This is a genomic window from Falsiroseomonas sp. E2-1-a4, assembly GCF_051433165.1.
Taxonomy (GTDB): Bacteria; Pseudomonadota; Alphaproteobacteria; order Acetobacterales; family Acetobacteraceae; genus Falsiroseomonas.
This window is the reverse complement of sequence record NZ_JBHMFS010000007.1, coordinates 198,959-223,079: the sequence shown is the minus strand read 5'-3', so window position 1 is coordinate 223,079 and position 24,121 is coordinate 198,959. Positions and strand designations below refer to the sequence as shown.

Sequence of the window (24,121 nt, the reverse complement as noted above, 5' to 3'; positions counted from 1 at the left end):
GATTCACTCAGACAGAATCACGCTCTAGACTGCCTGACGTTCTCCATGCCATTGAATCTCCGTCATTTGGATACCAACGGCAGCTAGGGTCAGGATTCATCGGACGAGCCAGGAAGTGACGGTGACGGCGAGGGCGATGGCGCGGAAAAAGGTGCGGGGCACAGCGGTCGTAGCGCATGGCGATGCGGCGCCAGTCCATAAGCCTGCCGAATATATTCTCGATGCGGAGGCGGGGGCAGTAGAGCGCGCGTTGTGCTGGATCGATACTTTGCAGCTGCGCTTTGAGGGGGTTCAGGGCACTGCCCTAACGGGGCTGGTGCCCTTGTCCTGCAGGGCGGCGCGGAAGCGCCCGCTGCCATAGCCGCGGTCGCCGATGAATCGTCGCGCTGGCGGCAGGCGGGGCAGTATCAGGGCGGCGCCACGATGGTCACTGGCCTGCCCCTCGGTCAGCAGCATGAAGATGGGGCGGCACTGGCCGTCGCAGACGGCGTGGTGCTTGGAGTTCAACCCGCCCTTGGTCCAGCCGATACAGCGGGGAAAAGCCCGTTATTGAGCAGGCTGTCTGCGGTGCGGTGGGCCTTCAGCTGGGTGCTGTCGATCATCAGCCGATCGGGCGGTCGGGCTTCTGCGGCCAGCGCTGCAAAGATGCGATCGCACCCGCCGAGGCACCTCCAACGCACAAAGCGGTTGCAGAGCGTCTTGTGCGGCCGTAAGCGGCAGGCGCATCGCGCCGCTGCAATCCCTGCGAGCGCGGGAAGTGAGGCGACAGCCGGCGCATATGGGTGGGTGTCAGCCGGAAGGGCGGTGCGGACCTGGCGATACCTCCGCCAAATCCAGAACCATGAAATCGGACCCCGGGTGATGGCGCGTGCCGCAGCGAACCTCCGATGCTCACAAGCTTGAGTCACACAGCCGCTGCGTCGGCGAATCCCCATCGTGAGTCACGACCATCGGGATGTGGTATCCCAGATTCGACCCATGTTCTGCCTTGGACGTCTGGCTCCGCCTAATTGAAGAAGGCACCTGTAACCTCGGTCAGCGTCAAGCTCGCCGGCTGGATCAACGGCGTCACGAAATCGAAGGGCTGCGTGACCGTGACCGTCACCCGCGTCACCGCACCCAGCGTTGCACATCCGGACAGGTGAACCGCAAGCGACGCGGCATCGAGGAAGGGGGCCGAGAAGGTTGTGCCAGGCAAGGCGCCGGTCAGGCCCTCACACGGCGCCCGCCGCGCTGCCATGTTGGCCGCTCCCAGCAGCATCGCCCGGCGCGCCGCCTCGCCTGCCACGCTGCGAAGTGCCTGCTGCGTGAACTGGTAGCGTGCTGCCTCCATCACGCCGAGCATCAGCATGAAGGCAAGGCTACCGACCACAGCGAATTCCAGCGCCGAAGCGCCGCGCCGGGACCTGAGTTCAGCCCAGGCGGATCGTAGCATGACCTTCGCTCCGGTTCGCCGCCGGCAGCAGCAGCGGGGACAGGGTGCGCATGACGGAAACTCGGATGGTGCGCGGCTCCGGCGCGGTGCAACTCGCCCCGCAGACCTGCGAGACGGCGCCGCAGAAGCAGGTCACGGTGACTTCCAAAGCCGTCAGCTCGGGCCACGCCAACAGCACCGCCTGGCGGATCGCAGACGGGTCACCGGGGGCGGCAAACGCAACCTGCGCACCGGCGCGGGCGGCGTGCTCCAGTCGTATCGACACCTGTACCTGATTGCCGAGATCGAAGGTGCCGAGCAGCAGCAGCGCTAGCAGCGGCGCCCAGATGGCAAACTCCGCCGCCGACGCGCCGCGCCTGCCAAGGCGTCCAAGCAGCACCGTCATTCCACCAACCTCACGGTTCGCGTTGTCGGGTAGGGCGCGAAGCCGACACATCCGCCGACATCAAGGTCCGTATCCGCATTGCCGGAAAAGGACAGATGAAAGCCGACCAACGCCAGGCACGTGGATTCGATGTGGCTCTTGCCATTCATGAGCACGTCGGAGGTTGGAAAGTACATGCCGCCATTCAGCTTCAGCGTGGCTCCACCATTCAGGTGGACCTCCTTCTGCGACCCATTGTTGGTTGCACGGGCATCCCGGTACAGCAGCAGTCCGGCGCTTTCGGGGTGGCCCGGGATCAATGGCGTGGTCGGTCCGCGGAGATCCCCTTCGGCCTGGGCGTTGATGTGAATCGTGCCGATGCGGTCAGCATCCCCGGTCATCACCAGCGTCACGCCATTGCCAAGGATGCGGCCGCGTACTGTCAGGTCCGCATTCTTGAGGTAGTAGATCCCAGGCTCCAGCGTCAGCGTGTCGTTTGTGCCCACGGTGACCGAGCCGCATATGGACTGGCCTGGTGAGATCGTCGCGGTGCTCTGGCTGAAGGTGATGGCCGGACCGCAAGGCGGCGGCTGTGGCACCCAGTTCTGCAGCCCGGCAAAGGGGTCGCGCAGCGGCGCGCCGCGGTTGGCGACGGTAATGGGACGCTGGGTCCGGGTGTCATCGGTCCAGACATCGCCGCCGTCGCAATTGCTGCAAAGCCCGGTGGTGAGAAGCTGCGCCGCGCGCACGCGCGAACTGCCGTTCACGGTAATGCCGGACGAACCCTGGCCGTTGGAGGCGAGGGCGCAACGCTGCACGTTCAGCGTGCTGTTGCCGCCCAGCACCAACCCGCCGCCAAGGGCCAGCACGCAGACTTCCTCATCCACATGCGCGGCCGCTACAGCGCGGCTGCGGGCCACGGGCGGGTCGGCGATGAACAAGCGCGCCAGCGTCAGCGATTGGGTCCGGCTGATCAGCACTTCGACAGCCAAGGAGTTGCCGGCCTGGCCACCTGTCAGTGGCGGGCTTCGCACGGTGACGGTGGTATCGACAGCATCGGAAAAGCCGTTGCGCCGGGCGGTGTCACGGGCGACGGCGAGGGCATCGCTGCCGGATTCCAGCGCGGCGGCACCGGCCAGCGCGGCCAGATCCGCCGCCGTCACCGCATTACGCTGTGACAGGTACCAGACCCCGGCATCCGTCGCGAGGCCGGTGAAGCCGAGCAGCATGGTCGCGGCGCCCGCCATCAGCGCGGTGGTGCCGCCGCGTTGATCCAGCCGGAAGCGCTGGCAAAGCAAAAGGGACCGTCGCTGCATGGGCGCGACTCTCGCACGCGACATCGACCCGTCACTGTCATGCAATGTCAGGTTTGTTCAACGCCAGAGCCGCTGAAACCCCAGGTTGTAAAACCTCTTCACACATGTCCTTACCGTTGTTGACTGGAGCGTAAGATCGCTGGAGGCCTAGTTTCCACTATCCCGAAGCGCCGGCCATGGCAGCCGAGGGAAGGGGTCTCACCGATGGCGGGCACGCCAAGCCGGCGACAGGATCCCGGGGACATCGCAACGACAACCGATTGGGACACACACCATGATCCGCTCCGCCATCCTCGCCCTCCGCAGCACGAAGGCGGTTTCGGCTGCCGAATACGCGATCCTCGCCGTCGGCATTGTCATCGTCGTCGGCGCCGCTGCAACGGCGTTCAAAACGCCGCTTGAGGACGCGTTCAAGGCCATCGGCACGCAGATCACCGCCAGCAAGCCCGTTTGAAGTAACGGCAGAGGCCGGAGAATTCCTGGCCTCGCCGCAAATGCCTTGGGAGCCGGCACCTTGGCAGTTTTGCACCTTCTCCTGATCCTGCCCCTGCTCGCTTACGCCTGCTGGCGCGACCTCTCGGCGCGCATGATCCCCGATGCCGTCTCCCTCCTCCTCGCCGGCATCGGCATCCTGCCCCGGCTGTGGCTCGGCTGGGATGCGGCGCTGGTCTCCCTCGCCAGCGCCGCGCTGCTGTTCCTGGTGCTGCTGGGCTGCGCCATGCGCGGCTGGCTCGGCGGCGGTGACGTGAAACTGGCAGGCGCGGTGGCCCTCGGCCTCGCGCCCGCCGCCACCTGGGACTTCGTCTTCGCCACGGCCTTGGCCGGTGGCCTGCTGGGTGCGCTCTACCTCGCTGGACCGTCCTTCGCGCCACGCCTTGCGCCTGCGCCAGGTGCGGCATTGCTGCCGCGGCTGGCGGCCATCGAGTCCTGGCGCCTGCGGCGGCGCGGCCCTCTGCCCTACGGCTTCGCCATCGCCGCCGGGGCGCTGGCCGCGCTGCTCGCGAACCCCCAATAAGGCGGGACCGCCCACATGATCCTTCGTATCCTCGTCGTCCTGTCGCTCATTATCACCGCTGCTGGCCTCGGCGCGTTGGGCACGCAGATGCTTGCGCCCCAGGCCCAGGCACCTTCCACCGAGATTGCCGCGCCCGCCCCGCCGCCCCCGCCCGTCCTCGCGCGCATGCTGGTCGCCGCCCGCGCGCTGCCCGCCGGCACCCTGCTGAAGGAGGAGGATTTCACCACGCGGGAGATCGCGCCGGAGCTGCTGCCCGAAGGCGCGGTGCCACCGACCGATACGGCGAAGGCGGAACTGCGCGGTGCCATGCTGCGGCATTTCATGGAAGCCGGTGCACCGCTGGATCGCGCGCAGTATCTGCGCCCGCGCGACCGCGGCTTCCTCGCCGCCGTGCTGGCGCCGGGCAAGCGGGCGATCTCGGTCGGCGTCGATGTGGTGACCGGCGCCGCCGGCCTGATCTGGCCGGGCGACCAGGTGGATCTGATCCTGACCCAGGAACTCGCCGCCGGCGACGCGCCGCTGGCCCGCCGCGTGGTCGGGGAAACGCTGCTGACGGATGTGCGCGTCATCGCCGTGGACCAGCAGATCACCCAGGGCGCCACCGGCGCCGAAGCCACCGCCAACCGCATCGCCCGCACCGTGACTCTTGAGGTCACGTCCGCGCAGGCCGAGCGCGTCGCCGTCGGCAGCCGGCTCGGCCGCCTCGCGCTGACGGTGCGCGCGATCGAGGCGGAATTGCCACTGGCCATCATCGTCCCGCCCGGCTCGGTGTTCGGGGAAGACGTATCGCCCGCGCTGGCCCGCGCCGGCCTCAGCCAGGGGCTGCGGATGCGCGTCATCCAGGGCGACGAAACGCAGAACGTCCTGTTTCGATGAGGCGCTTCCTCACCCTCATGGCCTGCGTACTGGCCACCGGCCCGGCGCTGGCGCAGCAGGCCGTGACGATGCCGCGGGACCAGCTGGCACCGCGCCCCTCCGCCGGCACCTCCGTGCCGGCCGCGACGGTGGCCGCCGCGCCGCGCATCAGCGGGGCGCAGCGGCTGACCCTGGTGGCCGGCACGGGCCGCCTGCTGGTGCTGCCGGAAGCCGCGCTGACGGTGCTCGCGGCGGATCCGCGCATCGCCCGGGTGCAGCCGGCTTCCCCCACGAGCCTGTTCCTGATGGCGGTCGGCGCCGGTCGCACCACCATCATCGCGACCGCGGAGGATGGCAGCCCGGTCGCCGAATACGACGTAACCGTGCTGCCCAACACACCCGCGCCGGAGCCTGGCCTTGCCGGGCCGGTGGCGAGCCCAGCTGCCAGCCCCGGCGCGATCCAGAGCATGATCCGCCGCATGGTGCCCGGCGCCGCCACGGCGCGCGTGGCCGCCGCCGGGCCGCGGATGCTGGAACTGACGGGCCAGGCCGCCTCCGCCGTTGATGCGCGCCGTGCGGAGGCGATCGCCCAATCCATGGCCGGCACGGACCGGGAGGTGACGAACAGCCTGGTTCTGCTCGGCTCGATCCAGGTGAATGTGCGCGTGCGCGTGGCCGAAATCTCTCGCCAGGTGTCGCGCGAACTGGGCTTCAACTGGCAGGCGCTGGCGAATACCGGCGGCAATTTCCTGCTTGGGTTGCGCAGCGGCGGCGCAGGCGCCGTGGCCGGAGCATTGCTGGGCGGCGCCGGTGTCGCCGTGCCGCAGCGCTATGGTGCGGCCTACAACTCGTCCCGCTTCGACATCAACGCGGTGATTGACGCACTGGCCGAAGACCAGCTCATCACCATCCTGGCGGAGCCGAACCTGACGGCGCAGTCGGGCGAGGTGGCGAGCTTCCTGGCCGGCGGCGAATTCCCCGTGCCGGTTTCCGCCAGCGCCGCCTCCGGCGGCATCACCATCGAGTTCAAGCCCTTCGGCATCAGCCTGGCCTTCGTGCCAACCGTGCTGGCGCCGGACCGGCTGAACCTGCGGATCCGGCCGGAGGTCAGCGAGCTGACCGACAATGGCGCGATTTCCCTGCCGCTCGGCGGTGGCGTGGTGCGGATCCCGGCGCTGTCGGTGCGGCGGGCGGAAACCACGGTGGAGCTCGGCAGCGGGCAATCCTTCGCCATTGCCGGGCTGCTGTCGCAGGGCAGCACCATGGCGAATAGCGGGCTGGCCGGCCTCGCCGACGTGCCGGTGCTCGGGGCGCTGTTCCGGTCAGACCGGTTTCGTCGCAACGAGACGGAGCTTGTCATCATCGTCACGCCCTATCTGGTGCGGCCGGTGTCCGACCCGAACCTGCTGGCCGCGCCGACCGATGGCTTCCGCCCGGCGACGGACCTCGACCGCATCCTGCACCGCCGCCAGATCGCCCGTGGCGCGCCGCCCCCGGCGAGCGGCGGCGCGATCGATGCCGGCTTCATCCTGGAGTGATGCCGATGCGCCTGCTGCCGATCCTGCCGATGCTGTTACTCGCCGCCTGCCAGGGCGAAGGCAGTGACTTTGCCCGGCCCGGGACCTGGCATTCCCGCGGGGCCAATGAGGCCAATCTGCGTGCCATGCTGGACGACCCGCAGGATGCCAGGCGTGGTCGCGCCGCGATCGGTGAACGCGGGCAGGCCGGCGCCGTCGCCGTGCGGCGTCTGGAAGCCGGGCAGCGCTTCCCACTGCCGGCCTCAACCCTGTCGAAGATCGCGCCGGTCAGCCCGGAGCCGGTGGCGCAACCGATGGGCGGCCCCAATGCGCGGTGACCTGCCACGCGAAGCCGCCGACCAGGCCCGTGGCGGCGGCCGCGCGGCCGGGGCAGGCCGCGGCGACCGCGCGCCCTTCCTGGCCTTCGTGCAGGACGAGGCCTCCGAGGCCGCGATCCGGGGCGGCCTTGCGGCGTTCGGTGGTGGGCTTGCCGTGCGGCGCGGCGGCATCGCAACCGCGATCAAGGCGCTGGAGCGAGAGGCGACGCCGCTTGTGCTGCTGGTTGATATCGCCGGCATCGACGACCCGATGGAACAGCTTGAGGCGCTGGCCGGTATCTGCACGCCGGACCTCCGTATGCTGGTGCTGGGCGACAACAGCGAGATCAGCTTCTACCGGCAACTGACACGGGACCTCGGCGTCGCCGAATACGTCCACAAGCCGCTGACCCGCGACGGGGCGGAACGCCTGTTCGGTCCCTTCCTGCGGGGTGGCGAGGCCGAGACAGAGGCGGCGCGGCGCGGTGGCCAGGTGGTCGCCGTCTGCGGTGCGCGCGGCGGCGTCGGCGCGACCACGGTCGCCGTGAACCTCGCGCTGCAACTCGCGGATGTCAGCCGTGGCCATGTGGCGCTGCTCGACCTGAATCTGCGCGGCGGCACCACCGGGCTGATGCTGGGTGTGCGCCCGGCGCCCGGTTTGCGCGTGGCGCTGGAAGATCCGGAACGGGTCGATGGGCTGTTCCTGGAACGCTGCGCGGCGCCGATCGGGGAGCGGCTGAAGCTGATCGCGGCCGAGGAGCCGATGGATGCCATGCCGCAGCCGACCATCGAGGGCGTCGCCGGGCTGCTCGGCCTGCTGCGGCAGCGCTTTAACTATGTGGTGGTGGATCTGCCGATGCCGCCCGGCCCGGCGGAGCGTGCCGTGCTGGCGGCGTCCCGCCTGATGCTGCTGGTGATGGGCCCGGACGTTGCCGGCATCCGGGATGCCATCGCCGCGCGCAAGCTGGCCGCGGGCGGCGCGGCGCGGATGATGACGGTGCTGAACCGCGAGGGCCTGCCCGGTGGGCTGAAGCGCAAGCACATCCTCGAAGGGCTGGGTGCGACGCCGGAGGTCACCATCCCTGACCTGCCCAAGCTGCTGCCGCGCGCCGCCAATCTCGGCAAGCCTGCGCTCAACGCCGTGCTGCGCCGCGCGCTGGCGCCGGTGACGGAGGAGGTGGCGGCGGTGCATAGCGGGCCGGTGCGTACCGGCCTGATGGCACGGCTGTTCGGGGGCCGCACATGAAGGCCTTCGGACGCCGGCTGGACGCACCGATGTCGCTGGTCAGCGCGACGCTGCCTGCGGAGGCCGGTGGAACCGTCATGCCGCTGGCACCCGGCGTGCCGCTGGAACAGCTGCGGGCGCGGGTGATGGAGCAGGTCGACCCCATCGTCGCCTCCGAACTGCCGCGTGCGGCGCTGCGCGCGCAGCTCGAATCGCTTGTGCACGACCTCGCGGATCGTGAGCGCATCGGGCTTTCGGCACGCGAGCAGGCGCGCATCGCGGAGGAGCTGGAACACGACATGGTGGGCTACGGCCCGCTGGAGCCGCTGCTGGCCGACGACACGATCAGCGACATCATGGTGAACGGGCCGGACCACGTCTTCATCGAACGGCGCGGCAAGCTGGTGCGCGCCGATGTGCGCTTCCGCAACGCGCAGCAGGTGGCCAACATCGCGCAGAAGATGGCCGCCACGGTCGGACGGCGCGTCGATGAAAGCAGCCCGCTGGTCGATTGCCGCCTGCTCGACGGTAGCCGCGTCAATGTGGTGTTCCCGCCGCTGGCGATCGACGGATGCAGCATCTCGATCCGGAAATTTTCCAAGAAGAAGATCGACCTGCAGGCGATGGCCGATGGTGGATCCATGTCCCACAGCGTGGCGCGCGTGCTGGAGATCGCGGCGCGGTGTCGGCTGAATGTGGTGGTGTCCGGTGGTACCGGATCCGGCAAGACCACCATGATGAATGCGATGAGCCGCTTCATCGACCACGGCGAGCGTATCGTCACAATCGAGGACGCGGCGGAGCTGCAACTGCAGCAGCCGCACATCGTCCGCCTCGAAACCCGCCCGCCGAACCTGGAAGGCAAGGGCGAGATCAACCAGCGCGACCTGATGAAGAACGCGCTGCGGATGCGGCCGGACCGCATCATCGTCGGCGAGGTGCGCGGCGCCGAGGCCTTCGACATGTTGCAAGCCATGAACACCGGCCATGACGGGTCCTACTGCACCGTCCACGCCAATACGGCGCGCGATGCCGTCGTGCGGATCGAGAACATGGTGCAGATGGGACAGAACAACCTGCCCTCGCGCGCCATCCGCACGCAGATCGCCAGCGCGGTGGACCTGATCGTGCAGATCGAGCGCATGCGCGACGGCGGTCGCCGCGTCTCGCAGGTGTCCGAGGTGGTCGGGCTGGAAGGCGAGGTCATCACCATGAACGACGTCTTCGCCTTCGAGTATCTGGGCGACGACGAGAATGGCCGCATCCGCGGACGCTGGGTCACACCCGGCATCCGCCCCGGCTTCTTCGACCGGCTGACCTATTTCGGCCTTGGTGAGGCCTGGATGCGCGCCATGCAGGATGGCCGCGATGCCGCGTGACCTCCTGTTGATCGTCCTGCCGGCCTTGCTGCTGCTGTGCGTGCTGCTGGCTGGCGTCGCATTGGCGCAATCCGGCGACGGCAGCGCCTTGCGCGCCCGGCTGCGCGACCTGGGCGGCGCCACGCCGGATGACGGGCCGAAGGTCGTGCTGCCCTCCATCCGGGTGGCGCGCTCGCGGCACGGCCGTGCCTCTGTCCGCCTGCTGCGGCTCATCCGCTTCGATCCGGAAATGCCGCAGGCGCGGTCCATCCCGTGGCCGCTGGTCGCGTTGATGGCGCTGGGCATGGCGGCGGTGGTGCACGCCATGGCGAGCGGCCGGCTCAGCCTGTCGCTCACCTGGCTGGCGTCGCTGGCCGCCGGGGTGATGGCGGCGCGTTTCCTGTTCGGCATGCAGCACGCACGCTATGCGGAAGCGGTGTTCCAACAGATTCCAGACGCGCTCGGCCTGATGGTCCGCGCGATCCGCGCCGGGCTGCCGCTGGCCGAGGCGCTGCGCGGCGTGGCGCGCGAGATCTCATCCCCGACGCGGGAGGAGTTTGCCCGCGTCGCCGGCGAGATGGCCATCGGCCGACCGGTCGAGGATGCGCTGGTCAGCCTGTCGCGCCGCACCGGCGTCACCGAATATGCCTTCCTCGCGGTCACGCTCGGCCTGCAGTCGCAGACCGGCGGCAGCCTGGCGGAAACGCTGGACAATCTGGCGGATCTGGTGCGCAAGCGCGTCGCCATGGCGAAGCGGGCACGGGCGCTGGCGGCGGAGGCCAACATGCAGGCCGGGATGCTGGTGGTCCTGCCCTTCCTGGCCGCCGGCGCCATGGCGATGATCCAACCCTTCTACATCGAGACCTTCACGCAGAACCCGACCGGCCAGACCATGGCCGTTGTCGGCCTGGTGATGATGGCGCTCGGCCTGGTCACCATCCGCTGGCTGATCCGCCAGGCCGGGAAGGGCTGAGCGATGCCGGCACCGGAAACCCTGCTGATGTTCGCGGCGGTCGGTGGCGCGGTCTGCCTCGCGCTGATCGCGGCGCTGCTGCTGGCGCATGCGGCGGAGGATCGCGACATGTCCGTGCATCTCCGCAGCGTGGTGGCGGCGGCGCAGCCGAAGGCCGCGGAACGGCGGCCCACCAGCCTGGGTGCGCGCACGCTGGGGCCGGTGCTGTGGCTGGGTGAGGTTCTGCGCAACAGCGCCTTCGTCTCGGAAAAGGATGCGGCCGGCTTCCAGCGTTCGGTCGCCGCCGCGGGGCTCGACCCGCGCGCGGCCGTGCCGGCGCTGATCGGGGCCAAGGCGGTGCTGGTGGTCCTGCTGCCCGCCGGGGCCGTGACCTATGCCGCCATGGCCGGGGTCAGCACCATGAACGGCGCCATGCTGTTCGCGCTCGCGCTATGCCTCGGGGTCGTGGTGCCGAACTGGCTGGTGGGCATGCTGCGGCGGCCCTTCCAGCAGCGGCTTCGCATGGGGCTGCCGGATGGGCTGGACCTGCTGGTGGTCGCGGCGGAGGCAGGCCTTGGCCTGGAGACCGCGGTGGACCGCGTGGCGCGGGAGCTTCAGGGCTCGAACCCGGCCATTGCGCTGGAGTTCAGCATCCTGGTGCAGGAGTTGCGCATGCTGCCGGATCGGCGCGTAGCGCTGGAACGGATGGGCGAGCGCACCGAGATGGAGGGCTTCAAACGGCTCGGCGCCACGCTCTCGCAGACGCTGCGCTACGGCACGCCGCTGGCGCAGGCGCTGCGCATGCTGTCGGCGGAGATGCGGACGGAACGCATGCTCCGCATCGAGGAAAAGGCAATCCGCCTGCCGGCACTGCTGGTCGGGCCGCTGATCCTGTTCATCCTGCCGGCGCTGTTCATCGCGCTGGTCGGGCCATCCGTGCTGGAAATCGGCCGCCAATTCTCGGGGACGCCATGATGCTGTTGCGGGGATGGGCGGGGCTGGCCCTGCTGCTGCTGGCGGGGTGCGCGGGCCAGGGATCGGGGCCGGTGACGCATGATACCGCGGCGCGGCTGCGGGTGGCGGCCGCGGCCGAAGCCTCCGGGCAGACCGACGTGGCGCTGTCCATGCTGGCCTCGGCGGCGGCGGCAGCGCCGGGGGATGCTGTGGTGCAGTCCCGCCATGCCGCGGCGCTGCTGCGCGCGGGGCAGTCCGGGCGGGCGGAGGACGTGCTGATGCGGGCGCTGCGCGGCCAGCCGGATGCGGCGCCGTTGCTGGTCGGGCTGGGCCGCCTGCGGTTGCGTGCGGGCGCGGCGCCGGAGGCGCTGGTGCTGTTCGGCCGCGTGCTTGCGCGCGACCCCGCCAACCCAGCGGCGCTGTCCGGTCAGGGTGTCGGACTGGATCTGCTTGGCAGGCACGCTGACGCCGCGGCAAGTCACCGCGCCGCGCTGTCCCGGTCGCCGGACAATCTTGCGATCGCGAACAACCTGGCGGTGTCACTGCTGCTGGCCGGCCAGCCGGCCGAGGCAGCGGTGATACTTGCGCCGCTCGCCCGACGCCCGGAGGCGCCGGAGCGTGTGGCCGTAAATCTCAGGCTGGCGCGCGCTGCGGCTGGGGACGATGGCGGCCCAGGACGCTTGCGAAACGGGGAGGACGGTTTGATGGCCCTGGCGGCGACGCTGCGCGCCGCGCCGTGACCTCGGGCGTCTGCGACCCGCCTCATGCGGCGCGCAGCTTTTCGTCTTCAAGGCGCCCATCGCGCAGCGCCACCATGCGGTCGAAGCGATCGAAGATCTTCTCGTCATGCGTCACCACGAGGATCGCCGCCTGCTGGTCGCGCGCCACTTGTCGCAGCAGATCCATCACCACCCGTGCGCGTTCGGAATCCAGCGCCGCGGTCGGCTCATCGGCCAGGATCACCTGCGGCCGGTTGACCAGCGCGCGGGCGATCGCCACGCGCTGCGCCTCGCCCCCCGAAAGCCGCGCCGGCATGGCGGAGGCGCGCTTGCCGACCTGGAGATAGTCGAGCAGCGCGCCCGCCCGCTGCCGCGCCGTGGTGCGGTCCACACCATCCAGCGTCATGGCCAGCGCCACATTGTCGATGGCGTTCAGGAACGGCAGCAGATTGTGGAACTGGAAGATGAAGCCGATGCGCTCCCGCCGCAGGCGGCGCAGATCGGCCACACGCCAGCGCCCATCCCACACCGTTTCTCCGCCGATGGAGAGCCTGCCGCCGGTGGGTTCCTGGATGCAGGCAATCAGGTTCAACAAAGTCGATTTGCCGCTGCCCGATGGTCCCTTGAGGCCGACGACCTCGCCGGCCTCAACCACAAGGTCCACGTCGGCCAGCGCGCGCACCGCGGTCTCGCCGGCGCCGAAGGTCTTGCTCAGCTTCTCGACCTGCACGAGGGGCATCGCCATGCGCCTCAGCCCCCCAGCGCCTGTTGCGGTTCGATCCTGAGCGCGGCACGGATCGATACCATGCTACCCGCGAGGCAGATCAGCGCGATCACCACGGCCATCACGGCGACCTCCGCAGGGCCAAGCGCCACGGCGCGCGGAAAGACATCCCTTGCGGCGAACACGATCCCCACGGCAGCGACATACGCGACGCCACCCAGGAGCAACGCCTGTTGCAGCACGAGGCCGATGATGGTGCGGTCCGGTGCCCCGATCAGCTTCAGCGTCGCGATCTCGCGCAGCTTGTCCATCGTCATGGTGTAGATGATCAGCGCGATGATGACGGCCGAGACGAACAGCAGCACCACGGTGAACATGCCGAGCTGCACGCGCGCACGGTTCACCACCGACAGTGTCAGCAAGTCCGATTGCTGCCGGTCCGTCAGCGCCGCCAGATGCTTCCACCGCCGCACCGTCTCCGCCACCAGGACCGGGTCCGCGCCCGGATGAAGCTGGGCGATGATGGCGTTCACCGTATCCGTCCCGCCACCACCGGTGGCCGCCGCGAGGGCGCGCCGTGCCGCGGCGGGGGCGAGGCGGAATTGCAGATCCTGGCTGTCACGCAATTGCATGAAGATCAGCGGATCGCCACCCGAGGAAACCAGCCCGCGCGTCGTGCCAACCACGTGGTAGCGATGCCGCCCCAGCAACAGCACGGCGCCGAGTGGCAGGCCTGAGCGCGCATCGGCGACGATCTCGAAGCGTGTCGCCCCCAGGCCGCGCCCCGTGGCGAGCGCCGAAGGCCCGCCCGGCCGGCCCGGCTCGTAGCCGATCACCTGCACGCGGATCGTCCCCTGCGGCGCCTGGGCCTCGGCGGTGCGCAGCGTGATGGCGCCGGCCGCCGCCACGCCAGGCAGCCGCGCCACCATCTCACGCACATCGCCCGGGATGCGCGAAGCTTCCGCGAAGGGGCCGCGCGTGCCGGATTCCACCACCCACAAATCCGCGCGCAGGCTGCGTGACAGGGCCAGCGCCTCGCTCACCACGCCCTGGTAGATGCCCACCATGGACAGCGCGACCGCCATCAGCAGGCCGAGCCCGAGGCAGGTCAGTACGAAGCGGCCGAGCTTGTGGCGGATGTCGGCGAGGGCGAGGTTCACGGCACGGACACCGCGCGCGCCGCGCGCCCGACGACGAAACGCGCGCCCACCTGGCTCACCAGCGCGACATCCTCGGGCAGGCCATCGGTGATGGCAACGCGCCCATCGACCAGCCGTGCGGCGATGCGCACGTGTCGTCGCGCAAGCTTTCCATCCTCGATGGTCCAGACGGTGCCGGCAGCACCATCGAAGCCGTGCAACGCCTGTTCGGGCAGCAGTCGCGCCCGTGGCAGGCGTGAGGTTTCGATCACCACCTCCGCCTGCTCGCCCACGACGGGCATGGTGGGGCAGGCCCGGCAGCGCAGATAGACGCGCCGTTCTTCCGTCACGCGGTCGGCCTCCAGCCCGATGCGGACGATCTCGGCGGCGACTGGCCGGCCAGGGCGGCTGCGCAGCGTCACCATGCCGGTCTGGCCGAGCGCCAGGTCACCGGCGCGGCCTTCATCGATGAAGGCCTGCATCCAGATGCTGTCGGGCGCGACCAGCGTAAACACCGTCTCGCCCGGATTGAGCGCGCTGCCGACCTCGCGTGCGCGGGCGATCACCACCGCGTCGAAGGGCGCACGCAGCGTGTACTTGGCGAGGGTGGCCTGCTCGGTTTCGAGGTTGGCGCGCGCCTCGGCCTGGGCGGCGCGCGCCACGGCGGCATCGGCGCGATTCACCAGGAGATCGACGCGCGCGAGTTCCTGCTCGGTCTCGGCAAGCTCCGCGGCTTCCTGGCTCCCCACACCCCTGTTCGCAAGGTCGCGCCGCCGCCGCGCAGTCGCCTGTTTCTGGGTGAACTGCGCCTCCGCACGTTCGCGCTGCGCATCTGCGCGCGCCGCGGCAGCCGCGGCGGAGAGCACGGCGGCCTCGGCGCGCGCCACGCGCGCCTGCTGGCTGATCGAACTAATGCGTGCGAGCACGGAGCCGGCCGCGACGCGGTCCCCATGGTCGGCGGCAAGGTCAATCAGCGTGCCGGGCACTTCGAAGCCGATACGCGCGAGCACCTGCGCCTCGACCGCGCCCAGGCCGAAGACCGTGACCGGCACATCCCGTTCGATGGTGGCGACGGGCACGGCCAAGGCGCGCCGCTTTGCGTACCACCAGACGCCACCTGCAGCGATGGCAAGTATCAGCCCGGCGATCGCCAGGTACAAAAGGCGCCTGCTGCCGGTCGCGTTCATGTCGTGCTGTCCAGTCAACCGCGGTTCTGCATGTGGTGGGCAAGTTTATCGATCTGCGGCAGCACATCCTGGCTGAGCGCCGGATCCTTCACCTGCTCGTCCCAGGCGCGATGGAAGCACAGCAGCCAGCCGCGCACTTCCTCAGCGCCTATCGGGGCGCGCAGATGGCGGCGTCGCAGCATAGGCCGCCCATGGCGTTGGATGTACAGCGACGGGCCGCCAAGCCAACCCGAGAGGTATTCGAAAAGCCGTTGCTCCGCATTGGCGAGGTTCGGAGGATGGACGGCGCGGCAGGCGCCGGCCTCGGGCAGCGTGTCCATCAGCGCATGGAAGCGCCGCGTGAAGTGCCGGATGCCGGCTTCGCCGCCGATCCGGTCACGGGGGGTCACCGCCGGCCGAACCATCGGGCGGTGCGCTGGCTGTAGGCACCCCATTCCGCGCCGAACAGCGCCGCCAGATGCGCTTCCTCACGACGGATCGCAAGCTGCGTCACCGCCAGCGCGGCCATCAGTGCGGCCGGCAGGAACCACGGATTGGCGAAGGCCAGCGTGGCGCCCGTCATGGCGATGGTGTTGCCAAGGTAGATCGGGTTGCGCGACCAGACGAAGGGGCCGGTGGTGACCAGGGCGGTTGCCGCGCGGTGCGGCAGGATGTTGGCGCGCCGGCGCCACATCGCGACCATCGCGGCGAGGTCGATCGCCAGCCCGCTGAGCAGGGTCAGCCAGCCCAGCACCATCCAGGCCGACGCGTGCAGCCAGGCCGGCCCGGGCAGGACCATGCCCAGCCCCACCGCCGCAAGAGCCGCCGACACGAACAGGATCGGCGGCCAGGGGATGCGGTTGGGGGCAGCGACCATGCCTGGCCCTGCTTCATTGTCGCGCCGCCCGGTCACGGTGCGGCGGCTTCGCCGAGGGCCTCGGCGGCGGCAGCCTTTGGCGGCGGTACGATGAGTTTCTCGCCGGGTTGCCAGCCCTCCGGCGTGGCGACGCCGTGCGCATCCGAGGTCTGCGGCGCGACCAGCAGGCGCGGGATCTCATCGATGCTGCGGCCATTGCTCATCGTGTCGTACAGCATCGCGCGCAGCTTGCCCTCGGGGTCGGTCAGGAAGATCGGGCGCACGCCCTGCGGGTCTGCGTCACCGGGATGTACCATGCCATAGGCGCCGGCCACTTCCATCTTGATGTCCTCGATGATCGGAAAAGGATTGGCGACGCCAATCGGCTGATCGTGGCACCTTTCTGTAATTATTAGAATATACGGACAGGCGAATATTATATATTTGCGTCCAATGAATTGTTTGCGGCAGGAGGATCGACCTGCTCACTGCGGCCGAAGGCCAAGCCGGTCAGCCTTGCCGAGACATCCCACAGCCGCGCCGCCGCCACGCTGTCCCGCGCCTGCGGCGCGATCCGGCCCGGTGCTGGCGGCCCGCGCAGTTCCCACAGCCAGCTTCGGCCATAAAGGCAGCCGCCGCACGCCCTGGGCGAGGTTGCCGCGAACAGGATCGGCCCGGCGCCATGTACGGCGGAGTGGCTGAAGACCCGCGTGCCGAGCCGCATCAGACGCATCAGGGCGCTCGGCGTGCCGGCCGAGGCCGGGCCGTTCGAGAACAGGTTGGTCAGCGCCCAGCCCGGATGCGCGGCCAGGCTGGTCACGCCCCATTGCGCCGCATCGCTGCGCCGCTGCAACTCCAGCGTGAACATCAGCACGGCGAGCTTCGACTGGCTGTAGGCCTGCCACGCTCCATAGTGCGCTTCGGCCTGCAGGTCCTCGAAGTCGATCCGGCCGGTGCGGTGCGACAGGCTGGTGACGCCCACCACGCGCGGCGCCGGGGCGCGGCGCAGCAGCGGCAGGAGGCGGGCGGTCAGCGCAAAATGGCCGAGATGGTTGACCCCGAACTGCCGCTCGAACCCGTCGGCCGTGACGCGCCGCTCCGGCAGCGCCATCACCCCGGCATCGTTCACCAGGATGTCCAGCGCATCCTGCCGCGCAGCGACACGCGCGGCGAAATCCGCAACGGAGGCGAGATCCGCCAGGTCCAGCGCCTCGAAGCGCACGGAACTGCCGGGCGCGTGTTCCCTGATCACCGACACCGCCTCGGCACCGCGCGTGGCGTCGCGCCCGGCCAGGATGACCGCGGCACCGGCCGCCGCGAGGGCCGTCGCCGTGGCATGCCCGATCCCGCTGGTTCCGCCGGTCACCACGGCGCACCGGCCGTGCAGGGATCGCAGGTCTCGCTCGGTCCAACCCGTCACGCCTGTCTTGTCAGGGTCAGGTACATCAGCGCCGGATAGCCCGGGGCATGGCCAGCAGTACGATGGCAATGGTCACCACGGGTGCCCCACTGGTGCTGGCCGAAAGCCGCCAGGCGGCCACGCCGATCGCCGCGACAGGGCAGCAGGCGGTTGCGCGGCGTGATGGCAGGCATCGATGGATCTCCTCTTCTGAAGGTCACCGCATTGATCGGGTCCCCACGCGCGCGATCCCGGTCAGTGGGGCGCTGTGGCCTCGGCCCAGGCAATGATACGCCCGGCCGGCATGGCGCCCGCCTGCCGCGCGATTTCCCGGCCGCCGGCGAACACGGCGAGGGTTGGGATGCTGCGGATTTCCAGTTCGCCCGCGAGGCCCGGTGCCTCCTCGGTCGAGACCTTGATCACACGCATCCGCGGCTCCAGGGCCGCCGCCGCTGCCTCGAAGGCTGGCGCCATGGCGTGGCAGGGGCCGCACCAGGACGCCCAGAAATCCACCAGCAGCGGAATGCCGCTGAGGCGCAGATGCCGGCGGAACCGATCCTCCGACAGCGCCACCGGCTTGCCCGTGAACAGGGCTGATTTGCAGGCGCCGCAGCGTGGCGCCTCATGCAGCCGCGCCTGGGGCACGCGGTTGATCGCATCGCAATGCGGGCAGAGGATCTGAGTTGTCTCGGTCATGGTCGTGCTGCTGGTCACTCCACCGCATCTGCGGCATCGGGGTTGGCGCGGATCCAGTCCAGGATCGGCCCCCAGGGATCGAACGAGCGTAAACCTCGTGGGCAGGCCGAGGTCGGGCACGCTAGCCGCACAGAGGGCCGCAGACCATCCGGCCCGAACGCCGAGCCGACGCACCGGTTGCGAGGCGGCCCTCAAGGGCAGGCGCCGCACGCCCTGCACATTTTCGCACAAGGCACGGCGGGGCCAGCGCGCTGCAGCCTGGTCGGCTGATCGGCGTCGGGCCGTCACTGTCCCTGCAACGACTGACGGTTGCAGCAAACACCGAAAAGTGTTCACCAGGCGCCAGGGCTTGGCGCATAACCACGTACCGCACCTGCCAAGCCACGGGTTTGTGCCGTAAGGCAGACGCAATCCGGCCCGGTTACAACCGGGCGCCCTTTTTCAGGAGGTTGCGATGAACCGGACGCGGGAGCGGGCCGAGGTGCCCTGTCGTCGGGCAGGGCAGGACTACCCGAGATGAGCAGCCTGGCCGCCGCCCTGGCGCAGCGTATCGGCGCCGCCCATGTCGTGACCGATGCCGCAAGCTGCGCGCTGGCGACCTCCGACCTGTTCGACTGGCCCGATGCAGCCCCCGCCGAAATCGTCATACGCCCGGGCAGCACCGCCGATACCGCGACCGCCCTGCGTCTGCTGGCGGAGTTCGGCCGCAGCATCGTGCCGCGCGGCGCCGGTATGTCCTACAGCGCCGGGGTGGTGCCGCGGGCGCCGGCGGTGGTGGTGGACACCACGCGGCTGAACGACATCTCGATCGACGCCGGGAACCTGACCGCCGTGGTCGGCGCCGGCACCACCTGGCAGGCGCTGGCCGCGGCGCTGGCCCCGCACGGGCTGCGCGCGGCGCAGGCCTCCCCGGTCTCCGGCTCGGTCAGTACCGTGGGCGGCACCGTGGCGCAGAACCTGCCGGGCGGGATGGATGGCATTCTCGGGCTGACCGTGGTGCTGGCCGATGGCAACGCCGTCTGCACCGGCGCGCTGGCGCTGCGCGGCGCGTTGCCCTTCTGGCGCCATATGGGGCCGGACCTCACCGGCCTGTTCCTGGGCGATTGCGGCGCCTTCGGGGTGAAGACGCAAGTGGCACTGCGCCTTGCGCCCGATCGCCCCGGCGCCTTCGGGTCCTTCGCCTTCGACAGCAGCGCGGCGATGATGGCGGCGATGGTGGAGGTCGCACAGGCCAGCATCGTCAGCCGCGCTTTCGCGCTCGACCCGCTCCGCAGTTCAAACCCGGGCCAGGCAGCCGCGCCGCGGCGCCGCGAGGCCCGGCGCGAACCCGCCTGGACCCTGCACCTGACTGCCGAGGGCGCCACCGTGCCCGCGGCCGAGGCAGCGGTGGAGGTGGCGCGCGGCATCACCACCCGCCATGGCGCGCAGGAGGTTCCGGCCACCATCCCGAAGGCGCTGCGCGCCCGGCCCTATTCCATCCGTGGCCTGGTGGGGCCGGAGGGGGAGCGCTGGGTGCCGGTGCACGGCATGCTGCCACTGGCCAATGCCCGCGCCTGCCTGGCCGCGGTGGAGGCGCAGCACGCGGCGATGGCGGCGGAGATGACGGCGGCGGGCGTCAGCACCAGCCACATCATCTCCTCGCTTGGCGCCTATGTGACGATCGAGCCGATGTTCTACTGGCGCGATGCGCTGGATGCGCTGCACCTGCAGCATCTGTCGGATTCCAACCGAGCCCGTTTCGGCAACCACCCGCCCAACCAGGCGGCGCGTGACCTGGTGCGGCGGGCGAGGGAGGTGCTGTCCGGGATCATGGACCAGCATGGCGCGGTGCATGCCCAGCTCGGCCGCTTCTACCGGCTCGGCTCCCGCATGGAACCGGGGGCGGCGCAGTTGCTGCACAGTGTGAAGGCCATGCTGGATCCGCGCGGCCGGATGAACCCCGGCGCGCTGGAGGGCGTGCAGTCGTAAGGCTTCAGGCTGTCAGTTCCGGCTGCATCACCCCGGCGGGCAGCACCACGCGCAACGCCAGGTCGCGGTCGGCGCGCAGGTGCAGGCGCATCAGGCTCTCCGCATCCTCCGGCCGGTTGGCGATCAGCGCCGCGATGATCTGGCCGTGCTCGGCCAGCGCCCGCTCCACCCGCCCGTGCCGCAGCGTCAGCAGGCCGAAGCGATGCACCTGGTCGCCCAACTGCGCCATGAATTGCCGCAGCCGCGAATTGCCGGCCAGATCGAGGATGCGGCTGTGCATGAGGACGGAGCTGTCATAGGCGGCGCGCAGCGCGCCAGCCTCCATATGGGCGATCGCGGCCCGGTGGTCCGCCAGCAGTGCTTCGCCATCCGCAGGCCCCAGCCGTTCCGCCGCCACCCGCACCGCGAAGCCCTCAAGCTGTTCGCGTAGCTGGTAAACCTCCACGATGTCGTGCACCGAAAGCTCGGACACCACGATTCCCCGCTGCGGCAGGATCCGCACCAGCCCACCGCCGGCCAGTTCGCGCAGCGCCTCCCGGATCGGGGTGCGGCTGATCTGCAATTCTTCGGCGAGTTGGTTCTCGGACAGCAGGGCGCCCGGAGCGTAGCGAGAATCCAGAATGCCCCGCTTGATCGCCTCATAGGCCTGCTCCCGCAGGCTGCGGGGCGGATCGGTCCTGTCCGGTGTCATCGGCGCGTCGGGTCCCTGTGCATCCGGGTTTGCGCGCGACGCATCCGGCTGGACAAGATGTATACCGATCCCACAACGCCACGGCAAACCGGAGCAGGTCGCCCCGGCCACAGGGCCAGCGGTTGCCCGCGCCGCCTCAGAGGGAGGAAGCGACGGCCGGCGCCAGGGCCGGGTTCTTCCCCGCCGGGTGCCCCGGGTTGCGGAAGCGCAACTCGCCATCCGGTGCGCCATCGGGCGGCGCCACGCCGAACAGCTCCATCCGGCTGGTGCAGGCCACGGCGACCACTCGGCGAGCGGCCGGTTCCGTCATCCAGCGGCGGGCGGCGCCCTCCAGCTCCAGCCTTTCGCGCAGGGCGCGCCACTCCGCGCGGTCCACATCATCCACGAACATGGCCAGCAGGCCGGGGCGGTTGCCGCTGAGTCGGCTTTCCGCCACCAGGGCGCAGCGGCGGGTCACCGCCTTGGCGATGGAATTCTCCCGCCCCGCGCGCGCGGCCATGACGAAAACCGACCCGGCGCCCGGGCCGGCGGTGACGGCCAGATGCGCTTCTTCCCCGAACTGGGCGCGAAGCTGGGCGGGCAGGCCCTGCACGCTGGCCTGGGCACCGGCCAGCACCAGCGGGTCCAGCTTCAGCACCGCATCGGCGCTGGTATCCTGGCGCTTCTGCGCCACCAGCAGGGCGGCGATGCGGCCATGCAGATCCGCCACCTGGGCATCCGTCGCCATGCCGCCGGGCAGCGTCATTTTCAGCAAATAGCGGCCCGGATGCGCGGCAAGCCAGGTCTGCAATTCCGGGTTCACCTTGTCGACCAGCGCGCACCAGTCGCCGCGATGCACCTCCCGCCCTTCCTCGGCGGAAACCGTCTCGCACACCACCTCGGCCTCCACGCCATCACGGCGGATCAGCAGGTCGAAGGGGGCTTCCTCGGCCAGGCCGTTGAAGGTCACCTCAAAGCCGCGGCTGTGGTGCAGGGCGGCGGTCCGCAGCAGGTGGAACAGCGGCATAAGCGTGGCTTCGCCGGTCAGGCCGGCGGCGATCTCGGCCCGCAGCCGGGCGCGCTGCGGCGTGGGCAATTGGGCGGCGAGCTTCACCGCCTCCCGCGCGAAGGCCAGCGCATGGCGCTCGGCCGGCGTGGCGCGGGCCAGCGCCTTCGGGTCCGTCAGCCGGGCCAGCACCAGCTCCAGCGCGTGGCGCTGCTGCGCTGCGCGGCCGGAGAGGGAGGGGGCGGCAGCAAGCTGGGCAATATCCCCCAGCCGCTTCGCCCAGAGCCGGGCGCCGCAAAGGGCACGAAAACGATCGAGATCGGCCGGGTCCGGCCGATGGTCGGCAAAAGGCATGACTTTGGCCCGATCACGTTGATGCGTATCCCTAACGCCTTCCGAGGGGGCAGCGTCAAGCACCAGATGCGTGATAGGCGACTAAATTCGTCGGAATTGAGAATCCGGACGTCAGTTGCGCGGCAGGCGGGCTGTTTCCGGCGCATCCGGGTTCTGCGCGCGGTGCCGCAGCAGAGCATCGGCCAGCACCAGGGCGAGCATCGCTTCCCCCACCGGCACGGCGCGGATGCCGACGCAGGGGTCGTGCCGGCCCTTGGTCAGCACCTCCACATCCTGCCCGAAGCGATCCACGGATTGCCGGGGGGTGAGGATGGAGGAGGTGGGCTTCACCACGAAACGCGCGACGATCGGCTGCCCGGTGGAGATTCCGCCCAGGATGCCGCCGGCGTGGTTCGAGCCGAACACCACCTGGCCATCCGGCCCCATCCGCATCTCATCGGCATTGCCTTCGCCGGACAAGGCGGCGGCGGCGAAGCCATCACCGATCTCGACGCCCTTCACCGCATTGATGCTCATCAGCGCGCTGGCGAGCTCCGCATCCAGCTTGCCGTAGATCGGCGCGCCGAGGCCGGGAGGCACGCCCTCCGCCACCACTTCCACCACCGCGCCGAGGGAGGAGCCGGATTTGCGGGCGGCGGTCAGCGTGGCTTCCCAGCGGGCGGCGGCGAGGGGGTCCGGGCAGAAGAAGGGGTTCTGGTCCACCTGCGCCCAGTCGAAGCGGGCGCGGTCAATTTCGTCGCCGCCCATATTCACCAGGGCGCCGCGGATGGTCACACCCTCCAGCACGCGCCGGGCGATGGCCCCGGCGGCGACGCGCATCGCGGTTTCCCGCGCCGAGGACCGGCCGCCGCCGCGATAGTCGCGGACGCCGTATTTCAGCTCATAGGTCAGGTCGGCATGGCCCGGCCGAAAACGGTCCTTGATCTCGCCGTAGTCCTTGCTGCGCTGGTCGGTGTTGTCGATGTGCAGCGCGATGGGGGTGCCGGTGGTGGCGCCCTCGAAGGTGCCGGACAGGATGCGCACGGCATCGGCTTCCTGCCGCTGCGTCACGAATTTGGACTGGCCGGGGCGGCGGCGGTCGAGGTAGGGCTGGATATCCGCCTCTGTCAGCGCGAGGCGCGGCGGGCAGCCATCGACGACGCAGCCGATGGCGGCGCCGTGCGACTCGCCCCAGGTGGTGACGCGGAACAGGTGGCCGAAGGTGTTGTGGCTCATGGTCGCCCCGTTAGCGCCGCCTGCGCTTAGACCGTCGCGATATCCGGCGCGTCCGGGTTCTTCATCCCCACCACGTGGTAGCCGCAATCCACATGGTGCACCTCGCCGGTGACGCCGGAGGCGAGGTCGGACAGCAGATACAGCCCCGCGCCACCCACATCCTCGATCGTCACATTCCGCTCCAGCGGCGCGTTGTACTGGTTCCACTTGAGGATGTAGCGGAAATCGCCGATCCCGCTGGCCGCCAGCGTCTTGATCGGCCCGGCCGAGATCGCGTTCACCCGGATGCCGGATTTGCCGAGGTCGGCCGCCATGTAGCGCACGCTGGCCTCCAGCGCCGCCTTGGCCACGCCCATCACGTTGTAATGCGGCGTCACCCGCTCGGCACCCAGATAGGACATGGTCAGCAGCGATCCGCCCGGCTTCATCAGCGGCACCGCACGCTGCGCGACGGAGACGAAGGAATAGACCGAAATATCCATCGCTTGAAGGAAGGCCGCCCGCGGCGTGTCCATGTAGCGGCCGCGCAGGAACTGCTTGTCGGCGAAGCCGATGGCATGGACCACGAAATCGAGTCCGCCCCACTCCCGGCCGAGGGTCTCGAACACCGCATCGACGCTGGCATCGTCGGTCACGTCGCAGGGCAGCACATGCTTGCTGCCGATACTCTCGGCCAGCGGGCGCACGCGGCGCTCCAGCGCCTCACCCTGGAAGGTGAAGGCAATCTCGGCGCCCTGGGCGGCCAGGTATTGCGCGATGCCCCAGGCGATGGAGCGGTCATTCGCCACGCCCATGATGACGCCGCGCTTCCCCGCCATCAGCGAGCCCGTGGGCACTTTCGCGCCGTTGGCTTCGGAGGGAACATCATCTGGCATGGAAAGGGGGCACCGGAGACTGGTTG

27 protein-coding genes and 1 pseudogene are annotated in these 24,121 nt (G+C 70.0%); 11 read left to right on the top strand and 17 right to left on the bottom strand.

Annotated features, from left to right (window positions below; translation table 11 throughout):
• Positions 1-96: 96 nt before the first annotated feature.
• From ACFHNC_RS10430 to ACFHNC_RS10415, 4 genes and pseudogenes are all read right to left on the bottom strand, one after another.
• A pseudogene (locus tag ACFHNC_RS10430) lies at positions 97-778 on the bottom strand (IS5 family transposase).
• A 228-nt stretch (positions 779-1,006) separates the two neighbouring features.
• On the bottom strand, positions 1,007-1,435 hold the full coding sequence (locus ACFHNC_RS10425; protein WP_437169145.1) for a TadE/TadG family type IV pilus assembly protein: 429 nt from the start codon (positions 1,433-1,435) through the stop codon (positions 1,007-1,009).
• Positions 1,413-1,820, bottom strand: a complete 408-nt coding sequence (locus ACFHNC_RS10420; protein ID WP_437169144.1) for a TadE/TadG family type IV pilus assembly protein — start codon at positions 1,818-1,820, stop codon at positions 1,413-1,415. The genes ACFHNC_RS10425 and ACFHNC_RS10420 overlap by 23 nt, the downstream gene beginning before the upstream one ends.
• The gene (locus ACFHNC_RS10415; RefSeq protein WP_437169143.1) at positions 1,817-3,115 is read right to left on the bottom strand and encodes a pilus assembly protein TadG-related protein; all 1,299 of its coding nucleotides are present in this window, start codon (positions 3,113-3,115) and stop codon (positions 1,817-1,819) included. Before ACFHNC_RS10415 ends, ACFHNC_RS10420 begins: the two co-directional genes overlap by 4 nt.
• A 274-nt stretch (positions 3,116-3,389) precedes the next feature.
• Between ACFHNC_RS10415 and ACFHNC_RS10410 the strand changes: the two genes are divergently transcribed.
• The 10 genes from ACFHNC_RS10410 to ACFHNC_RS10365 are packed head-to-tail and all read left to right on the top strand — an operon-like array spanning position 3,390 to position 12,048.
• Entirely contained in the window at positions 3,390-3,569 is a 180-nt protein-coding gene (locus ACFHNC_RS10410; protein ID WP_437169142.1) for a hypothetical protein, read from the top strand.
• Positions 3,570-3,629: 60 nt separating this feature from the next.
• Positions 3,630-4,130: a prepilin peptidase gene (locus ACFHNC_RS10405; protein ID WP_437169141.1), complete on the top strand. Its 501-nt coding sequence runs from the start codon at positions 3,630-3,632 to the stop codon at positions 4,128-4,130.
• 15 nt (positions 4,131-4,145) lie between these two features.
• Positions 4,146-5,006, top strand: a complete 861-nt coding sequence (gene cpaB / locus ACFHNC_RS10400; protein WP_437169140.1) for a Flp pilus assembly protein CpaB — start codon at positions 4,146-4,148, stop codon at positions 5,004-5,006.
• Positions 5,003-6,523 carry a type II and III secretion system protein family protein gene (locus tag ACFHNC_RS10395; RefSeq protein ID WP_437169139.1) on the top strand — a complete coding sequence of 507 codons (1,521 nt, stop codon included), beginning with the start codon at positions 5,003-5,005 and terminating at the stop codon, positions 6,521-6,523. Before cpaB ends, ACFHNC_RS10395 begins: the two co-directional genes overlap by 4 nt.
• A gap of 5 nt (positions 6,524-6,528) precedes the next feature.
• Positions 6,529-6,840 carry a hypothetical protein gene (locus ACFHNC_RS10390; protein WP_437169138.1) on the top strand — a complete coding sequence of 104 codons (312 nt, stop codon included), beginning with the start codon at positions 6,529-6,531 and terminating at the stop codon, positions 6,838-6,840.
• Complete coding sequence (locus tag ACFHNC_RS10385) at positions 6,830-8,065, top strand: AAA family ATPase (RefSeq protein WP_437169137.1); 1,236 nt, start codon at positions 6,830-6,832, stop codon at positions 8,063-8,065. Before ACFHNC_RS10390 ends, ACFHNC_RS10385 begins: the two co-directional genes overlap by 11 nt.
• On the top strand, positions 8,062-9,423 hold the full coding sequence (locus ACFHNC_RS10380; protein WP_437169136.1) for a CpaF family protein: 1,362 nt from the start codon (positions 8,062-8,064) through the stop codon (positions 9,421-9,423). The genes ACFHNC_RS10385 and ACFHNC_RS10380 overlap by 4 nt, the downstream gene beginning before the upstream one ends.
• Complete coding sequence (locus ACFHNC_RS10375; protein ID WP_437169135.1) at positions 9,413-10,375, top strand: type II secretion system F family protein; 963 nt, start codon at positions 9,413-9,415, stop codon at positions 10,373-10,375. Before ACFHNC_RS10380 ends, ACFHNC_RS10375 begins: the two co-directional genes overlap by 11 nt.
• A gap of 3 nt (positions 10,376-10,378) precedes the next feature.
• Positions 10,379-11,329 carry a type II secretion system F family protein gene (locus ACFHNC_RS10370; RefSeq protein WP_437169134.1) on the top strand — a complete coding sequence of 317 codons (951 nt, stop codon included), beginning with the start codon at positions 10,379-10,381 and terminating at the stop codon, positions 11,327-11,329.
• A complete protein-coding gene (locus ACFHNC_RS10365) occupies positions 11,326-12,048 on the top strand; it encodes a tetratricopeptide repeat protein (protein WP_437169133.1) in 723 nt (240 codons plus the stop codon). The genes ACFHNC_RS10370 and ACFHNC_RS10365 overlap by 4 nt, the downstream gene beginning before the upstream one ends.
• Before the next feature lie 22 nt (positions 12,049-12,070).
• Here ACFHNC_RS10365 and ACFHNC_RS10360 read toward each other — a convergent pair whose 3' ends face one another.
• The 9 genes from ACFHNC_RS10360 to trxC form a co-directional block, all read right to left on the bottom strand.
• On the bottom strand, positions 12,071-12,772 hold the full coding sequence (locus ACFHNC_RS10360; RefSeq protein WP_437169132.1) for an ABC transporter ATP-binding protein: 702 nt from the start codon (positions 12,770-12,772) through the stop codon (positions 12,071-12,073).
• A 5-nt stretch (positions 12,773-12,777) separates the two neighbouring features.
• Entirely contained in the window at positions 12,778-13,911 is a 1,134-nt protein-coding gene (locus ACFHNC_RS10355) for an ABC transporter permease (RefSeq protein ID WP_437169131.1), read from the bottom strand.
• Positions 13,908-15,077, bottom strand: coding sequence for an efflux RND transporter periplasmic adaptor subunit (locus ACFHNC_RS10350; protein WP_437169130.1), 1,170 nt, complete (start codon positions 15,075-15,077; stop codon positions 13,908-13,910). The genes ACFHNC_RS10355 and ACFHNC_RS10350 overlap by 4 nt, the downstream gene beginning before the upstream one ends.
• Positions 15,078-15,091: 14 nt before the next feature.
• Positions 15,092-15,466, bottom strand: coding sequence for a group II truncated hemoglobin (locus tag ACFHNC_RS10345; protein WP_437169129.1), 375 nt, complete (start codon positions 15,464-15,466; stop codon positions 15,092-15,094).
• A complete protein-coding gene (locus ACFHNC_RS10340) occupies positions 15,463-15,933 on the bottom strand; it encodes a methyltransferase family protein (RefSeq protein WP_437169128.1) in 471 nt (156 codons plus the stop codon). The genes ACFHNC_RS10345 and ACFHNC_RS10340 overlap by 4 nt, the downstream gene beginning before the upstream one ends.
• 32 nt (positions 15,934-15,965) lie before the next feature.
• Positions 15,966-16,253, bottom strand: coding sequence for a hypothetical protein (locus ACFHNC_RS10335; RefSeq protein ID WP_437169127.1), 288 nt, complete (start codon positions 16,251-16,253; stop codon positions 15,966-15,968).
• 95 nt (positions 16,254-16,348) lie between these two features.
• On the bottom strand, positions 16,349-17,332 hold the full coding sequence (locus tag ACFHNC_RS10330) for an SDR family oxidoreductase (RefSeq protein ID WP_437169126.1): 984 nt from the start codon (positions 17,330-17,332) through the stop codon (positions 16,349-16,351).
• Positions 17,329-17,505, bottom strand: coding sequence for a hypothetical protein (locus ACFHNC_RS10325; protein ID WP_437169125.1), 177 nt, complete (start codon positions 17,503-17,505; stop codon positions 17,329-17,331). Before ACFHNC_RS10325 ends, ACFHNC_RS10330 begins: the two co-directional genes overlap by 4 nt.
• 61 nt (positions 17,506-17,566) lie before the next feature.
• On the bottom strand, positions 17,567-18,007 hold the full coding sequence (trxC, locus tag ACFHNC_RS10320; protein ID WP_437169124.1) for a thioredoxin TrxC: 441 nt from the start codon (positions 18,005-18,007) through the stop codon (positions 17,567-17,569).
• A 516-nt stretch (positions 18,008-18,523) separates the two neighbouring features.
• Between trxC and ACFHNC_RS10315 the strand changes: the two genes are divergently transcribed.
• Positions 18,524-19,975, top strand: a complete 1,452-nt coding sequence (locus ACFHNC_RS10315; protein WP_437169123.1) for an FAD-binding oxidoreductase — start codon at positions 18,524-18,526, stop codon at positions 19,973-19,975.
• Positions 19,976-19,979: 4 nt separating this feature from the next.
• On the opposite strand, the gene ACFHNC_RS10310 is transcribed toward ACFHNC_RS10315, so the two are convergent.
• The 4 genes from ACFHNC_RS10310 to fabI form a co-directional block, all read right to left on the bottom strand.
• On the bottom strand, positions 19,980-20,666 hold the full coding sequence (locus tag ACFHNC_RS10310) for a GntR family transcriptional regulator (RefSeq protein WP_437169122.1): 687 nt from the start codon (positions 20,664-20,666) through the stop codon (positions 19,980-19,982).
• A 136-nt stretch (positions 20,667-20,802) separates the two neighbouring features.
• Positions 20,803-22,005, bottom strand: a complete 1,203-nt coding sequence (locus ACFHNC_RS10305; protein WP_437169121.1) for a hypothetical protein — start codon at positions 22,003-22,005, stop codon at positions 20,803-20,805.
• Positions 22,006-22,116: 111 nt separating this feature from the next.
• Complete coding sequence (gene aroC / locus ACFHNC_RS10300) at positions 22,117-23,220, bottom strand: chorismate synthase (RefSeq protein ID WP_437169120.1); 1,104 nt, start codon at positions 23,218-23,220, stop codon at positions 22,117-22,119.
• A 26-nt stretch (positions 23,221-23,246) separates the two neighbouring features.
• On the bottom strand, positions 23,247-24,095 hold the full coding sequence (gene fabI, locus ACFHNC_RS10295) for an enoyl-ACP reductase FabI (protein ID WP_437169119.1): 849 nt from the start codon (positions 24,093-24,095) through the stop codon (positions 23,247-23,249).
• Positions 24,096-24,121 lie beyond the last annotated feature (26 nt).

What these genes read in the sequence shown, in the direction of transcription:
- ACFHNC_RS10425 (WP_437169145.1), bottom strand. Translation starts at nt 1,435, where the DNA reads ATGCTACGATCCGCCTGGGCTGAACTCAGGTCCCGGCGCGGCGCTTCG.
- ACFHNC_RS10420 (WP_437169144.1), bottom strand. Translation starts at nt 1,820, where the DNA reads ATGACGGTGCTGCTTGGACGCCTTGGCAGGCGCGGCGCGTCGGCGGCG.
- ACFHNC_RS10415 (WP_437169143.1), bottom strand. Translation starts at nt 3,115, where the DNA reads ATGCAGCGACGGTCCCTTTTGCTTTGCCAGCGCTTCCGGCTGGATCAA.
- ACFHNC_RS10410 (WP_437169142.1), top strand. Translation starts at nt 3,390, where the DNA reads ATGATCCGCTCCGCCATCCTCGCCCTCCGCAGCACGAAGGCGGTTTCG.
- cpaB (WP_437169140.1), top strand. Translation starts at nt 4,146, where the DNA reads ATGATCCTTCGTATCCTCGTCGTCCTGTCGCTCATTATCACCGCTGCT.
- ACFHNC_RS10395 (WP_437169139.1), top strand. Translation starts at nt 5,003, where the DNA reads ATGAGGCGCTTCCTCACCCTCATGGCCTGCGTACTGGCCACCGGCCCG.
- ACFHNC_RS10390 (WP_437169138.1), top strand. Translation starts at nt 6,529, where the DNA reads ATGCGCCTGCTGCCGATCCTGCCGATGCTGTTACTCGCCGCCTGCCAG.
- ACFHNC_RS10385 (WP_437169137.1), top strand. Translation starts at nt 6,830, where the DNA reads ATGCGCGGTGACCTGCCACGCGAAGCCGCCGACCAGGCCCGTGGCGGC.
- ACFHNC_RS10380 (WP_437169136.1), top strand. Translation starts at nt 8,062, where the DNA reads ATGAAGGCCTTCGGACGCCGGCTGGACGCACCGATGTCGCTGGTCAGC.
- ACFHNC_RS10375 (WP_437169135.1), top strand. Translation starts at nt 9,413, where the DNA reads ATGCCGCGTGACCTCCTGTTGATCGTCCTGCCGGCCTTGCTGCTGCTG.
- ACFHNC_RS10370 (WP_437169134.1), top strand. Translation starts at nt 10,379, where the DNA reads ATGCCGGCACCGGAAACCCTGCTGATGTTCGCGGCGGTCGGTGGCGCG.
- ACFHNC_RS10365 (WP_437169133.1), top strand. Translation starts at nt 11,326, where the DNA reads ATGATGCTGTTGCGGGGATGGGCGGGGCTGGCCCTGCTGCTGCTGGCG.
- ACFHNC_RS10360 (WP_437169132.1), bottom strand. Translation starts at nt 12,772, where the DNA reads ATGGCGATGCCCCTCGTGCAGGTCGAGAAGCTGAGCAAGACCTTCGGC.
- ACFHNC_RS10350 (WP_437169130.1), bottom strand. Translation starts at nt 15,077, where the DNA reads ATGAACGCGACCGGCAGCAGGCGCCTTTTGTACCTGGCGATCGCCGGG.
- ACFHNC_RS10340 (WP_437169128.1), bottom strand. Translation starts at nt 15,933, where the DNA reads ATGGTCGCTGCCCCCAACCGCATCCCCTGGCCGCCGATCCTGTTCGTG.
- ACFHNC_RS10335 (WP_437169127.1), bottom strand. Translation starts at nt 16,253, where the DNA reads ATGGAAGTGGCCGGCGCCTATGGCATGGTACATCCCGGTGACGCAGAC.
- ACFHNC_RS10325 (WP_437169125.1), bottom strand. Translation starts at nt 17,505, where the DNA reads ATGCCTGCCATCACGCCGCGCAACCGCCTGCTGCCCTGTCGCGGCGAT.
- trxC (WP_437169124.1), bottom strand. Translation starts at nt 18,007, where the DNA reads ATGACCGAGACAACTCAGATCCTCTGCCCGCATTGCGATGCGATCAAC.
- ACFHNC_RS10315 (WP_437169123.1), top strand. Translation starts at nt 18,524, where the DNA reads ATGAGCAGCCTGGCCGCCGCCCTGGCGCAGCGTATCGGCGCCGCCCAT.
- ACFHNC_RS10310 (WP_437169122.1), bottom strand. Translation starts at nt 20,666, where the DNA reads ATGACACCGGACAGGACCGATCCGCCCCGCAGCCTGCGGGAGCAGGCC.
- ACFHNC_RS10305 (WP_437169121.1), bottom strand. Translation starts at nt 22,005, where the DNA reads ATGCCTTTTGCCGACCATCGGCCGGACCCGGCCGATCTCGATCGTTTT.
- aroC (WP_437169120.1), bottom strand. Translation starts at nt 23,220, where the DNA reads ATGAGCCACAACACCTTCGGCCACCTGTTCCGCGTCACCACCTGGGGC.
- fabI (WP_437169119.1), bottom strand. Translation starts at nt 24,095, where the DNA reads ATGCCAGATGATGTTCCCTCCGAAGCCAACGGCGCGAAAGTGCCCACG.